13 protein-coding genes are annotated in these 13,695 nt (G+C 62.7%); 11 read left to right on the top strand and 2 right to left on the bottom strand.

The features are described from left to right. Positions 1 to 87: 87 nt before the first annotated feature. The 7 genes from XI09_RS31775 to XI09_RS31745 all read left to right on the top strand — a co-directional run bounded on the left by XI09_RS31775 (position 88) and on the right by XI09_RS31745 (position 5,899). On the top strand, positions 88 to 630 hold the full coding sequence (locus XI09_RS31775; RefSeq protein ID WP_271570372.1) for a tripartite tricarboxylate transporter TctB family protein: 543 nt from the start codon (positions 88 to 90) through the stop codon (positions 628 to 630). A gap of 12 nt (positions 631 to 642) precedes the next feature. After that, entirely contained in the window at positions 643 to 2,160 is a 1,518-nt protein-coding gene (locus XI09_RS31770) for a tripartite tricarboxylate transporter permease (protein ID WP_271570371.1), read from the top strand. Between the two features lie 168 nt (positions 2,161 to 2,328). Then, complete coding sequence (locus tag XI09_RS31765; protein ID WP_271570370.1) at positions 2,329 to 3,198, top strand: outer membrane protein; 870 nt, start codon at positions 2,329 to 2,331, stop codon at positions 3,196 to 3,198. Between the two features lie 429 nt (positions 3,199 to 3,627). After that, positions 3,628 to 3,852 carry a hypothetical protein gene (locus XI09_RS31760; RefSeq protein WP_271570369.1) on the top strand — a complete coding sequence of 75 codons (225 nt, stop codon included), beginning with the start codon at positions 3,628 to 3,630 and terminating at the stop codon, positions 3,850 to 3,852. Positions 3,853 to 3,932: 80 nt separating this feature from the next. Next, the gene (locus XI09_RS31755; RefSeq protein WP_333939149.1) at positions 3,933 to 4,517 is read left to right on the top strand and encodes an outer membrane protein; all 585 of its coding nucleotides are present in this window, start codon (positions 3,933 to 3,935) and stop codon (positions 4,515 to 4,517) included. Positions 4,518 to 4,699: 182 nt separating this feature from the next. Beyond that, positions 4,700 to 5,551 (top strand): leishmanolysin-related zinc metalloendopeptidase, encoded by an 852-nt coding sequence (locus XI09_RS31750; protein ID WP_271570367.1) that lies wholly within the window; start codon positions 4,700 to 4,702, stop codon positions 5,549 to 5,551. A 114-nt stretch (positions 5,552 to 5,665) separates the two neighbouring features. Further along, a complete protein-coding gene (locus tag XI09_RS31745) occupies positions 5,666 to 5,899 on the top strand; it encodes a hypothetical protein (protein WP_271570366.1) in 234 nt (77 codons plus the stop codon). A gap of 19 nt (positions 5,900 to 5,918) precedes the next feature. Here XI09_RS31745 and XI09_RS31740 read toward each other — a convergent pair whose 3' ends face one another. Both XI09_RS31740 and XI09_RS31735 read right to left on the bottom strand, forming a co-directional pair. Next, positions 5,919 to 7,112: a CaiB/BaiF CoA transferase family protein gene (locus tag XI09_RS31740; RefSeq protein ID WP_271570365.1), complete on the bottom strand. Its 1,194-nt coding sequence runs from the start codon at positions 7,110 to 7,112 to the stop codon at positions 5,919 to 5,921. 146 nt (positions 7,113 to 7,258) lie between these two features. Further along, entirely contained in the window at positions 7,259 to 7,585 is a 327-nt protein-coding gene (locus XI09_RS31735) for a hypothetical protein (RefSeq protein WP_271570452.1), read from the bottom strand. Positions 7,586 to 7,807: 222 nt separating this feature from the next. On the opposite strand from XI09_RS31735, the gene XI09_RS31730 reads away from it, so the two are divergent. From XI09_RS31730 to XI09_RS31715, 4 genes are all read left to right on the top strand, one after another. Then, a complete protein-coding gene (locus XI09_RS31730) occupies positions 7,808 to 10,141 on the top strand; it encodes an FG-GAP-like repeat-containing protein (RefSeq protein ID WP_271570364.1) in 2,334 nt (777 codons plus the stop codon). A gap of 640 nt (positions 10,142 to 10,781) precedes the next feature. Then, positions 10,782 to 11,336 carry an NUDIX hydrolase gene (locus XI09_RS31725; protein ID WP_271570363.1) on the top strand — a complete coding sequence of 185 codons (555 nt, stop codon included), beginning with the start codon at positions 10,782 to 10,784 and terminating at the stop codon, positions 11,334 to 11,336. Positions 11,337 to 11,339: 3 nt separating this feature from the next. Then, a complete protein-coding gene (locus XI09_RS31720; RefSeq protein ID WP_271570362.1) occupies positions 11,340 to 12,704 on the top strand; it encodes a nucleotide sugar dehydrogenase in 1,365 nt (454 codons plus the stop codon). After that, a complete protein-coding gene (locus XI09_RS31715; protein WP_271570361.1) occupies positions 12,697 to 13,686 on the top strand; it encodes an NAD-dependent epimerase/dehydratase family protein in 990 nt (329 codons plus the stop codon). The genes XI09_RS31720 and XI09_RS31715 overlap by 8 nt, the downstream gene beginning before the upstream one ends. Positions 13,687 to 13,695: the final 9 nt, after the last annotated feature.

Genomic DNA, 13,695 nt, shown 5'->3' with positions numbered 1-13,695 from the left:
GCTTCTGCACGGCGTACTGGATCATCCGCCCCTGTGCGCAATTGCGCACCAGGCGGATGATGACAGCGCAACTTGACTTGGCAGCACATGTCCCAAACCGATATCGAAATCGTCGTCGACGATCCGACCGCGCCTGAAGACGACTCGCCCTCCGTCGTCAGCTCCGGCACGATCGAAATCCTTGTCTGCCTCCTGCTGCTCGCGCTGGCCATCACGCTCGGCTACGACAATTGGCGCACCGGGGCGTCCTGGGACGCAACCGGGCCCGAGCCCGGCTATTTCCCGTTCTATCTCTCCCTCATCCTCGGCGGCGGCAGCCTCTACGGCCTGATCACGGCGCTCGTCGCGCGCCGGGCGACGTCCGGAAGCTTCGTCACGCGCGCGCAGGCCGGCCGCGTGATGGCGGTGTTCGTGCCGACGCTGCTGTTCTGCCTCGTCACGCAATTCCTCGGCCTCTATGTCGCGAGCTTCCTGCTGATCGCCAGCTTCATGCGCCTCGTCGGCAAGATCGCGCTGTGGAAGTCGCTGCTCACCGCTCTCGTGTTCACGGCGATCATGTTCGTCACCTTCGACATCGCCTTCGACGTCATCATGCCGAAGGGGCCGCTCGAAGCGGCCTTCGGCCACTAAGGCGGCCCCGCGATGGAAGCTCTCGGTCTCCTGTTTCACGGCTTCGCCGTCCTGCTGACGTGGAAGACGCTCGTGCTGATGATGGTCGGGCTTGTGCTCGGCATCTTCGTCGGCGTGCTGCCCGGGCTCGGTGGCCCCAACGGCGTTGCGATCCTGTTGCCGCTGACCTTCACGATGGATCCGACCTCGGCGATCGTGATGCTGTCCTGCATCTATTGGGGCGCGCTGTTCGGCGGCGCCATCACCTCGATCCTGTTCAACATCCCGGGCGAAGCCTGGTCGGTCGCGACCACCTTCGACGGCTATCCGATGGCGCAGCAGGGCAGGGCGGCGGAGGCGCTGACCGCGGCGTTCACGTCCTCCTTCATCGGTTCGCTGGTCGCAGTGCTCCTGATCACCTTTCTCGCGCCGATGATCTCGTCCTTTGCGTTGAAGTTCGGCCCGCCCGAGTTCTTCGCGGTATATCTGTTGACCTTCTGCTCCTTCGTTGGCCTCGGGCGCGAGGCCAAGCACAAGACGGTCATCTCGATGTCGCTCGGGCTGCTGCTCGCCGGCGTCGGCATGGACACGGTGTCGGGCAATCTGCGCATGACCTTCGGTTCGGCCGAGCTGTTGCGCGGCATCAACTTCCTCGTCGCCGTCATCGGCCTGTTCGGCATCAGCGAGATCCTGCTGACGATGGAGGAGCGTCTGGCATTGCGGGGACATGCAGCGAGCATCTCGCTGCGCGTCGTGCTCAGCGTCTGGAAAGACCTGCCGAAATACTGGGTGACGCTGCTGCGCTCCTCCTTCATCGGCTGCTGGCTCGGCATCACCCCGGGCGGGGCGATCGCCGCGTCCTTCATGGGTTACAATCTCGCCAAGCGCTTTTCCAAGGATCCCGAGAGTTTTGGCAAGGGCCGCATCGAGGGCGTGTTCGCGCCGGAAACGGCGGCGCATGCCTCCGGCACCTCGGCGCTGCTGCCGATGCTGGCGCTCGGCATCCCCGGCTCCGGCACCGCCGCTATCCTGCTCGGCGGCCTGATGGTGTGGGGGCTCAATCCGGGCCCGTTGCTGTTCGTCGAGCACAAGGACTTCGTGTGGGGGCTGATCGCCTCGATGTATCTCGGCAACGTCGTCGGCCTCGTGCTGGTGCTGACGACGGTACCGATCTTCGCCTCGATCCTGCGCGTGCCGTTCGCGGCGGTGGCGCCGATGATCGTGGTGTCCTGCGCGATCGGCGCCTATGCGATCCAGAACGCGATGTTCGATATCTGGCTGATGCTCGGCTTCGGCGTCGTCGGCTACGTCTTCAAGAAGATCGGCATTCCGCTCGCGCCGTTCACGCTGGCGCTCGTGCTCGGCAACCGCGCCGAGGATGCCTTCCGCCTGTCGATGATCGGCGCCGGCGGCGACCTCAAGGTGTTCTGGTCGAACGGGCTGGTCGGCTCGATCACGACGCTGGCGATCGTGCTGCTGTTTTGGCCGGTGATCGACGGGTTGCTGGGCCGCGTCGGACTGACGCAGCGGACCAGGGCGACATCGCGATAGGCCCGTGGAACAACTTTGTTCCAAATCAATGGCTTAGGGATGCGGTGGCGTTCCGGTACCGGCACAACCTTAAGCTCGATTATTTCCAGATGTTGCTGGCGCGGCACAGCCCTCAGGCAGGGAGCGGGGTATATTCTGATCACAAAATTGTGCGGAAGAGGAATTGCCATGAAGCGGATTGTGATTGGAATGGCAGCGGCGATGTCGCTGTTCGCGACGGGCGCACTGGCGGCTGATCTCGCCGCGAAGCCCTACGTCAAGGCACCGGTCATGGTCGATCCGGTCTGGAGCTGGACCGGCTTCTACATCGGCGCCAATGGCGGCTACAGCTGGGGCCGCTCGCGCACCGATGTCACCTACAACAACACCGCGACCGGTGCAGTGATCGCGCCTCCGGCGGGCTCCATCACCAGCGCGTCGTTCGACATGAACGGCGGCGTCGCCGGCGGTCAGGCGGGCTACAACTGGCAGAGCTCCAACTGGGTGTTCGGCGTCGAGGGCGACCTGCAGTGGTCGGGTGAAAAGGGCAGCGCCTTCTTCAACTGCGGCGGCGTCGCGCCTGCCGGTGGTGCCTGTCTTCCCGGGCTGACCTTCCTTCCGGCCGGCGGTCTGGCCGGCACCACGCTGACGATCGACCAGAAGCTCCAGTGGTTCGGCACGGTGCGTGGTCGTGTCGGCATCCTGGCGACCCCGAAGGTGCTGTTCTACGGCACCGGCGGTGTGGCCTTCGGCGAGATCAAGACCACTGGCACCATGACCGGCTTCACGCCCGCTGGCGTCGCGATCGCCTCGGTCGGCTCGAGCTCCGATACGCGCGTCGGCTGGACCGTCGGCGCTGGTGTCGAAGGCAAGATCACCCAGAACTGGAGTGCGAAGCTCGAATATCTCTACATGGATCTTGGCCGCTTCTCGGCCGGTCCGTTCACGCTCGCGCCGGCTTCCGCGATCGCCGCCAATACCTCGTCGCGCTTCACCGACCACATCCTGCGCGCCGGCATCAACTATCAGTTCGGCGGCCCGGTGATCGCCAAGTACTGACATCAACAAAGGCGTCAACAAGAAGCAAAGCCCGGCTCGCGCCGGGCTTTGTCGTTTCTGTCCTGATTGTTGGACATGGCGCAGGGCCGACGATCGGACAGTGCGACCCGCTTGTTGCGGTCGTGCCGCATCCGCAGCCTGATCTGCTCTGATTGGATTGTCGAAGCTGTCCGTACCGGGCCTCTTTCGAGGCCCTCGCGCCCGTCCTCAAGATTCATCCCCGCCGCCAAACCGCGCTGAAATAGCAGCGATTTCGCGATCGTCCGGATGGCCCGCGCACGCCTCACGCGCCTGCCCGCGTCCTCTGAACGGCCGACGTTCGAACGCAGGACGCGAAGCGATGCGCTCTTTCCTAGTGTCGCCGCACTGAATCGCCCGCGCATCTTTCGAGCAGGCGAACAGGCAACGCCATGTCTCGAGGGAAGATTGATGACACGAACTTTGCTGGTCGCGGCGGCGATCGCCATGCTGCTTGCACCGCGTGCCTTCGCCGCCGATCTGGCGGTGCCGCACATCAACACCAAGGCGCCGCCGGTGGCCGTCCATCCGGGCTACAATTGGAGCGGCTTCTATGCCGGCATCGATGTCGGCTATGGCTGGGGCCGCTCGGCCATCACGGCCGACTTCATCGACAGCGGGGCGGCGCACCGCTGAGCTCGAGCGCCGGCACGTTCGATCTCAACGGTGTCACCGGCGGCGGACAGATCGGCTACAACTGGCAGCGCGAGATGTTCGTGGCGGGCTTCGAGGCCGATTTCCAGGGCAGCGGCCAGAAGGGCCGTTTCGACGCGCTGTGCGCCGGTGCACCGGCCGGCTTGCAGGACGGCGTCTGCACGCCGGGCCATCGCGGCGACAACACGTTCGATCCCGCGCTGCCTGTTACGTTCAATCTCACCCAGAAGCTCGACTGGTTCGGCACCGTCCGCGGCCGTCTCGGTGTCGCCGTGACGCCGCGGGTGCTGGTCTACGGCACCGGTGGTCTCGCCTATGGCCGCGTCTCCACCGCGGGCAGCGTGAGCGCGATCAATGTCGGCGGCTTCCCGGGCGCCGACGGCGGGACGTTCACGCCTGTTGCGGCGAGCTTCAGCAGCAGCACGACGAAGGTCGGCTGGACCGCGGGCGCCGGCATCGAAGGCGCCTTCGCCGACAATTGGAGCGCCAGGCTCGAATATCTCTATGTCGATCTTGGAACGGTGTCGGGCACGCTCGCGACTCCCGTGATCGCGCTCAGCGGCGCGCCGCTGGTCGTCGGCTATCGCTCGCACGTCACCGACAACATCCTGCGCTTCGGTGTGAACTATCGCTTCAGCGGGACCTGAGCGACTGTTTCGCAAAGCGCGGTTGCGAGTCGAAAGCCCGGTGGTCGCGCCGGGCTTTTCGTGTGTCCGGAGTGAAAACAGTCAGGCCCCGTGACGCTTTCTCTCCCTTGTCAGCGGCGTTAATCGGGATCAAAATGCAAGTATAGATAGAAATTTATTAGATCTGTTTTTTGGAGGATGTCATGGCCATTGAACGTTATCGCGCCCAGAAGGGCGCCGAGATTTCGCACGCGGTCGCCGCCGCAGCCGCCCGAGGTTACACGATCGAAGTTCATTTCCTGGGCGGACTGACCGCTAAACAAATGACCGCTTTCAAGCTTGCGGCAAACCGGTGGACCCACGCCATCGTGGGCGACTTGCCTGACGTCACGGTTGGCGGCGAAAGGATCAACAATCTTCGTATCACAGCGCAAGGCACTGACATTGACGGCCCCGGAAATGTTCTCGGCCAGGCGGGGCCGGACCGCCTGCGCCCGAAGAGTGCAGGGGCCGCTGCGTTCCTGCCGGCGACAGGCGACATGCAATTCGACATTGCCGATCTCGCCGCCATGGAAGCCGACGGCACCCTGAACGACGTCATCACGCACGAGATGGGGCATGTGATCGGCATCGGAACGATCTGGACGAACAAGAGATTGTTGAAGGGCGTCCGCACGCACAATCCGACATTCCACGGTGCCAACGCCATGCGCGAATATGGCAAGCTCCGCGGCTCCGCGACGCCGCTCCCCGTTCCCGTCGAAAACAAAGGTGGCGAAGGGACGGTGGATTCGCATTGGCGCGACACTGTTTTCGGCGCAGAATTGATGACCGGCTTCGTCAATGAAGGCGGCAATCCGATGAGCCGGTTGACGATCGCCAGCTTGCAGGATCTGGGCTATCAGGTGAACATGGACGTTGCCCAGCCGTATCACCTGCCCAATCATCTCCATATGGCTGAGGCGGGACTTGCGGCCGCGCATGATGAAAAGCCAAGAGGCATCGTGCTCCCGCGGATTCCGATCACGTTGCCCGACGAGAGTCTCGAACCTTAGGCCAAAGCACCGCCGAACAAGGCTCTGCCGAGCAAGGCTTCTCTTGGAATTCAGGGAAACCGGATCATGGAGGGTATGAAGCGACCGGAAGCGATTGTGCTTCCAGATTCGTCATTGATCCCGTCCGATTGTCTGATCTCGCCTCCGCCCAACCAGTTCACGCACGAGGTGGCGGGATCGCAGCCATTCTATGCCTCGCGCGGCACGCCAAGCGGACCACCGACCGGACAATTCGAGGCGGGAGCCAAGGTCGTTCTGCTCTACCATGACGGTGGAGAGCTTTGTCGGGTTGTCGATGCCGGCGGCCACTATGTCGACACGCGCTTCGACGGCTTGCGCAAGATCTAGACGACTGCGCACGCCGCTTTCATACCACCTTGCGCTGACGCAGCTCCGCGATCTCGTCGGCGCCGAATCCGAACTCCTTCAGCACCTCGTCGGTCTGCTCGCCGAATTCCGGCGGCCGCGCCACCATCTTGCTCGGCGTGCGCGACAGCGTCACGGGCTGGCCGACCAGGCGGATGTGGCGGTCCTCGTCGTTCGGCACGTCCTGCGCGATGCCGAGATGCTTGACCTGTGCGTCCTCGAACATCTGGTCGATGGCGTAGATCGGCCCGCAGGGCACGCCGGCGTCGTTGAACTCCCGGACCCAGGTCTCGGTCGACTTCGTCACGGTGCGCTTCTCGATTTCGGCGTTGAGCGCGTCGCGGTTCTTGGAGCGGGCAGGGGCCGTCGCATAGTCGGGATGGCCAAAGAGTTCCGGCGCGCCGATCGCCTGGGCGCAGCGCTCCCAGATCCGCCCGCCGGTCGTGGCGATGTTGATGTAGCCGTCCGAGGTCCTGAACACGCCGGTCGGGATGCTGGTCGGGTGGTTGTTGCCGGCCTGCCTGGCGACCTCCTTCTCCATCAGCCAGCGCGCGGCCTGGAAGTCGAGCATGAAGATCTGGGCCTGGAGCAGCGAGGTCTGCACCCATTGGCCCTTGCCCGAGACCTCGCGCTCGAGCAGCGCCGTGAGGATGCCCATGGCGCAGAACAGGCCGGCGGTGAGGTCGGCGACGGGAATGCCGACCCGCATCGGGCCTTCGCCCGGCGCGCCGGTGATCGACATCAGCCCGCCCATGCCCTGCGCGATCTGATCGAAGCCTGGCCGCTTGTGATAGGGGCCGTCCTGGCCGAAGCCGGAGATGCTGCCATAGACGATGCGCGGATTGATCGCGGCGAGGCTGTCATAGTCGATGCCGAGCTTCTTCTTCACGTCGGGACGGAAATTCTCGACCACGACGTCGGCCTTGGCGGCGAGGCGCTTGAACACGGCGAGCCCGCGCTCGTCTTTCAGGTTCAGGGTCATCGCCCGCTTGTTGCGGTGCAAATTCTGGAAATCGGAGCCCCGCCGCGGCCCGCCCGGCTGCTCGCCGCCGGTATCCTCGGTCAGCGCGTCGATCTTGATCACGTTGGCGCCCCAGTCCGCGAGCTGCCGCACGCAGGTGGGCCCGGATCGGACACGGGTCAGATCGAGCACGGTGAAGCGCGACAGGGCTTCCGAGGCATGCGGAAAGGGCATCTTGAAGGGCTCCGGGACAGATTGCGGGCCTACCATAGTGCCCAACGCTCATGCGACAAGTCTGGGCCGACGCGGATGCCGTCTGTCGAAATGCAATGCCTGACGGGGTCTGGGCCGGCGCGGCTTGCTGCGCTGCGTGAAAGGGATCAGCGTGGCAGGCGCTTCAGCTCGGCGCGCGCCTGCTCGGCCAGCGGGGCGTCGCCGTGGCGCGCAATGAAGAGCTCGAGCGCCTCCCGAGTTCCCGCCCGACGGGCGGTTTCGTATTCCTCGGCGACCGCGGCGGAAGGATCGCGAGCCATTGGCATGGAGGGGGCGCGGCCCGCCTTGCCGCGGTCCTTGCCGCCGTCCTTGCCGTTTTCATCCGCGTTGGCCTTCACGACCATGACAGGCTGTTCTCCGATGGACAGACGATCCGGCCCGGCGACCACCGCGAGGACGCCGACGAGACCGGCCGAGAAGGAGCCAAGTTTCATGATTCTCCTCTGGAGATCATCAAGCATGCGGAAGCTCGCATCCCGTGCTTGGCCCCGTTTGACTACGGAATGGCCTGGCCCGTATGATTACGGGATTTGATGGCTAGCACAATTTTATGGAAGGGGCCCGCACGCAGGCGCCAAATTTAAGCCAAACGTTTACCTCTGAAGCTAGAATCACACGCCTTCGCCCGAATCGCGCGGGTAGCTCCGGAGAGTCCATTGGCCACCGCTGTCACCGTCAGTGCCACCAATAACGCCGAGATCGACGGCCTGCTGTCGGGCGCCAAATGGTCCGGCACGATCACCTACAGCTTTCCGGACTCGCCCGGCGACTACGCCAATCCCTACAGCGGCGGCTACAGTGAGCCGACCACGTCGGGTTTTGCCTCGGCGCCGAGCCAGATGCAGGCGGCGATCAACTACGCGATCGGATTGATCCTCGGCTACACCAACGCCAATATCCAGTACGCAGGGACGAACGGCGCCGACATCATGGTCGCGCAGTCACCTTCGGCCAATCCGACCTCCTACGCCTATTACCCCGGCAACTACGCGTCCGGCGGCGATATCTGGTTCGGGACTCAGTACAATTACTCGCTTGCCGCGCTCGGCAATTACTATTTCACGACCGCGCTGCACGAGCTCGGCCACGCCCTCGGCCTCAAGCACAGCCAGGAAACGGGCGGCGTCGCCAACGTCGCTGTGCCGAGCGCGCACGACGACAGCGAATACACCGTCATGAGCTATCGCAGCTATGTCGGCGGCTCGACCACGTCCGGCTACACCAATGAGGCGTACGGATTTTCGCAGACCTATATGGCCAACGATATCCTCGCGCTTCAGACGATGTACGGCGCGGACTACACGACCCAGAGCAGCAACACGGTCTACACCTGGAATCCGACCACGGGGCAGGAATTCATCAACGGCGTGGGGCAGCTCGCGCCGGGCGGCGGCGTCGGAGGCTCGGCCAATCGCATCTACGAGACCGTCTGGGACGGCGGCGGCGTGGATACCTACGACCTGTCGAACTACACGACGAACCTGAGCATCAACCTCAATCCGGGCGCTTCATCGGTGTTCTCCACCGTGCAACTGGCCAATCTCGGCAACGGCCATTACGCGTCGGGCAACGTCTACAACGCCTACCTCTACAACAACGATGCGCGCTCCTACATCGACAACGTCATCGGGGGCTCCGGCAACGACACCATCGTCGGCAATACCATCGCCAACACGCTGAACGGCGGCACCGGCAACGACACGATTACCGGCGGCGGCGGCAACGACACCATCATCGGCGGAGCCGGCACCGATACAGCGGTGTATTCGGGCAGCGAAGCCAGCTACGCCATTTCGTACAATTCGACGACGCAAACGTTCACCATTGTTGACCTGCGGTCCGGCTCACCCGATGGCACCGATGCCGTGACGGGCGTGGAGAATTTTCGCTTCGGCGACGGCACGATTGCCAGCGCGACGATGATGGGGAATCTACAGCCTGCAGGAGCGGGCTGGGTTGCCACGATCGAGCAAGACTTTAACAGCGATGGCTACGACGACATTCTTTGGCTTCAGCCATCAACTGGAGCCGGGAAGATCGCCTATCTTTCTAATGGCACTGCGACCAGCTTGGCTCCGTTCACTACGCTTGGTCAGGGGTGGATCGCGATCGGTCATGGGGACTACAACCACGACGGGAACATCGATATTCTTTGGCAGAACCAAGCAACCGGCGAGGCTAAGGAGAGCCTTCTTTCAGCAGGGCACATCTCCGCCACATTTGACTTCGGTGTCATGGGGGCTGACTGGCAGCTTATTTCTTCTGGCGATTTCAATGGTGATCGAACGGATGACATGCTTTGGCGAAACAAGGCGACGGGCGAGGGGATCGAGTGGTTTCTGCATAACGGCTACGCTACATCTTGGATGAGGTTTGGCGTGATGACTCCTGAGTGGAAGGTGGCGTCAACCGTCGACCTAAATCAGGATGGAACCACGGATATTCTCTGGCAAAACACGAATACTGGTGAGGGCCTCGAATGGTTCTGTAACAATGGGTTTGCCGTTGGTTGGCAGAAGTTTGGGACCATGGGAGCAGGTTGGAATGTTGTCGCATCGGCCGATTTCAACAGTGATGGCCGTGTCGATCTGCTGTGGCAGGACCCAACCAGTGGCCGCCTGGTCGAATGGTTTGTGAACGATCAGGGATATGCGTTCGACTGGAAGGATCTCGGGACCCCCGGCTCCAATTGGAAGGTTGCGGGGCTGTTGGATCTACATGCCGGTAGCGGGCCGACGATCTTGATGCAGAACGTGGCGACAGGCATCACAACCGAAATTACGAGTGCCGTTGCGGGAGCTGCTACTTTGTTGGCTTCGCTGTCCGCTTCATCCAGCCCAGTTCGGTCGGAGCCTGCAGGCAATCAGTCGCTCGCGGTCGGCGCCAGCGGCAGCAGTGCGCCCCAGAATCCTGCAGACGGTTCTCTTTGGTCGCAGGACCACGACACCCTCAATCTCGCTGCGCACTCACACGATTTCATGCTGCTCTAAAGCGTGTGCCTATCGGCGCTGATTGTGTGGCACAGTGCCGCGACACCGTCGCGAGCAGCCACAGATGTGGCTGCCTCCATGTATGAGAGGGGCACGCAGACCGATCCCTATCGAAATAACAGAGCCATGTCATGGGTTGAACGAAGGCTGCGCGCCCAATTCCTGGGACCTTCCGACAAGCTGTGGGAAAAGCCACGCGGTTGCCTCGGTTGAACTTCGGGCTACAAGCGTTCAGAGCGCAATGTCCGTGCGACAGGATCTTTCTGGTGCACTTTCGAGGTTAGATGAGCCAAGATCCTCCATTCCTCAGACTGTCAACCTTGTCTCCTACTTGCGGAGGCGGTAGAGGGTCCGGTCGAACCAGAGACTACCGAGATGCAATCTGGGTCGGTGTGTATGCAGACAACAGCTTGAAAACCGTTCCTGAAGGCAGGAGTTGTGACGAGAAGAAATGCGGCCCTGTTTTTGGTGTGCCGAGTGTTTGCTCGGCAAATGCGTGCACACGCAACCCACGGCGCTAACTGCTTGAGCTTAATGCCGATTAGCCTATTCGGCCTTAATGACCGCCTCGACCTAGCCAAGTCACACGTAAGGTCGGCTCCGATCCACACGGCCAAAAAGGCCGGCTAGGGGACTTGCAATGGGGAGTGAGCTGCCGACTGTGTTGGCCCGTCGCGTGACTGCCCATTCGCCATGGGTGTCAGTCGTCGGGCGGACCGTGATACTTCCAGGGCGGACGGCCGCAGAGGAGTTCCATTCTCTACGGCAGTCGGACTACGTCAGCGTTTTGGCTGTGACAAGGGACGGTCGTGTGCCATTGGTGCAACAATACCGACCTGCCCTGGAGGCGATGACACTGGAGTTGCCGGGCGGTCTGCGCGACGGTGATGACACACCAGAAGCCACAGCTGTGCGGGAATTGGCCGAGGAAACTGGGCTACAGGTCACCGAGCCGCCGCGCCTTCTTGGCTGCCTGTCGCCCGATACAGGCCGTCTTGAGAACAGGCTCTGGTGCTTTTTCGCCAACGTCGAGGCCACCGAAATCCCCGCATGGAAGCCCGAACCGGGAGTGGAGCGGTTGCTAGTGGAGCGGCCTGAGTTAAAGGACTGGGTTCTGAACGGCCGGTTCGACCACGCCCTGCACGTTGCGTTGATCGGCTTGGCCGTCCTACACGGCGTATTTGATTGGGAATGAAGGATGTTGACGGACGACTTTAGGGATCGGCGGGTGTGCGTGTTGGGTTTGGGTTACGTGGGCCTGACCTTAGCCGTGGCAATGGCCGACTTGGGTTTCGAGGTGCTTGGGGTCGAGGTCAGGACCGAAGTGCTCGACGCTCTTTCAATGGGCAAGGCCCATTTCTATGAGCCCGGTCTAGAGGAGCGGCTACAGAGGGTTAGCGCCGCTGGCTCCTTCCGCTGCTCGCGTGGTATTCCGGAAAACTGGGGCGCCACCGTATTTATCATTACTGTCGGCACGCCGTTGGGTGCCGACGGCCATTCCCGTATGGATATGGTGGAGAACGTAAGTAGGGAAGTCGCTAGCCGGCTGAAGGACGGCGACATGGTGATCATGCGGTCGACCGTCAAGCTCGGGACCACCCGCAAAGTGGTCACGCCGATCTTGGACGTCGCGGGCCGTCGTTACGACCTAGCCTTCTGCCCCGAGCGCACCCTGGAAGGTAAGGCCTTGGTCGAACTGCGCCAGCTCCCCCAAATTGTCGGTGGCCTCACTCTCGCCTCGGCGGTACGGGCAGCGCAGCTGTTCCAGCTGGTAACACCCACGGTGGTCCGGGTCAGCGACGTGGAGACCGCTGAGATGATCAAGCTGATCGATAATGCTCAGCGGGATGTAGCCTTCGCCTACGCTAATGAGGTCGCCCGCGCCTGCGACGCGGTTGGTATTAGCGCCGCAGAGGTTATACAGGCCGGCAAGCTCGGTTATCCGCGCACCAACCTGCCGATGCCGGGGCCGGTAGGCGGCCCCTGCCTGGAGAAGGATCCTCACATCCTTGCGGAGGGGCTGCGCGAACTGGGCATGGTGCCGGAGATCACTGTGGCGGCCCGGAAGCTTAATGAGCGGCAGCCGTCAGAGGTCGTTAGTTGGCTGCGCCGCCTGGCTGACGCAACCCCAGGATTCCCGACACAGCCGACCATTGCGCTACTCGGAATTGCTTTCAAAGGACAGCCGGCCACGGACGATCTGCGCGGTACCATGGCTAAGCCTGTGTTGGAGGCTATCAAGCGCGCCTTTCCCGGGGCACGGCTGCGCGGCTACGACGCCGTGGTGGCATCCAAGGAGATCCACGACTTCGGTCTGGCGCCGATGGAGAGCTTGGAAGAGGCGTTCGCCAATGCCCATTTGGCCCTGATTCTCAACAACCACCCCGTGTTCACAATGATGCCCTTGCAAGGCTTGGTCGAGCACATGGCGCGACCCGGCCTCGTCTACGACTTCTGGAATTGCTTCCGCGCCGAGGACCTGCACCTACCCGAGGGGACGGGCTACATTGCCTTGGGCAGCCACGGCAGGGCCGTGTTACCGAAAGGAGCCGGTCGTGCCTAAGCGCTATCTTGTCACCGGCGGCACCGGCTTCATCGGTTCGGCGCTGGTACGTCGGCTTCTGCGCGATGGTCACTCCGTACGAGTCATCGACAACAATTCCCGCGGTGTCCTTAGTCGCCTGACCGGCATCGCCGACTCCGTGGAGTTCGTCGAGGCCGACATCCGCGATACGGCGGCGGTCACGGCTGCTGCGGCCGGCATGGATAGCATCCTCCATCTTGCATATGTGAACGGCACCGAGTTCTTCTACAAAAAGCCGGAATTGGTCCTGGACATTGCCGTGCGCGGCATGCTCAGCGTGCTCGACGCCTGTCGCCACAACGGCGTAGGCGAACTGGTGCTGGCATCCAGCTCTGAAACCTACCAGACCCCGCCAATGAGCCCCACGCCGGAGGCCGTGCCTCTGGTCGTGCCTGACATCGCCAATCCGCGCTACTCCTACGGTGGAGGCAAGATCGCCTGCGAGCTGATGGCCATGAATTACGGCCGCACCGGCTTCGAGCGGGTGATGATCTTCCGCCCTCACAATGTCTATGGCCCAGATATGGGCTGGGAGCATGTCATCCCGCAGTTCGCCGTGCGAGCCCACCGCGCGGTACGACAACAGCCTCGTGGCACCCTGCGCTTTCCAATCCTCGGCGATGGCACCCAAACCCGTGCTTTCTGTCACATCGAAGACTTCGTCGACGGCCTCGCTCTGATGATCGACAAAGGTGAGCACCTGGGCATATACCACATCGGCAATCCTGAAGAACTGACCATCGCAGAAGTTGCGACACAGGTCGTCCGCTGCTTCGATCGAGAGGCTGAAATCGTTCCGTCCGAGGCGCCCCGTGGCGAGACCAACCGCCGTTGTCCGGATATCACAAAGCTGCGTGGGCTAGGCTTTTGTCCGCGGGTCGCCTTTGCCCAGGGGATCGGCGGTGCCGTTCGCTGGTACAGCGAGCATGCCGATCAGGCCCCAAACACTGCAACGAATTGAACGGACCAT

The organism is Bradyrhizobium sp. CCBAU 11386, from assembly GCF_028128955.1.
Lineage (GTDB): Bacteria > Pseudomonadota > Alphaproteobacteria > Rhizobiales > Xanthobacteraceae > Bradyrhizobium.
This window is presented reverse-complemented; position numbering and strand designations above follow the sequence as displayed.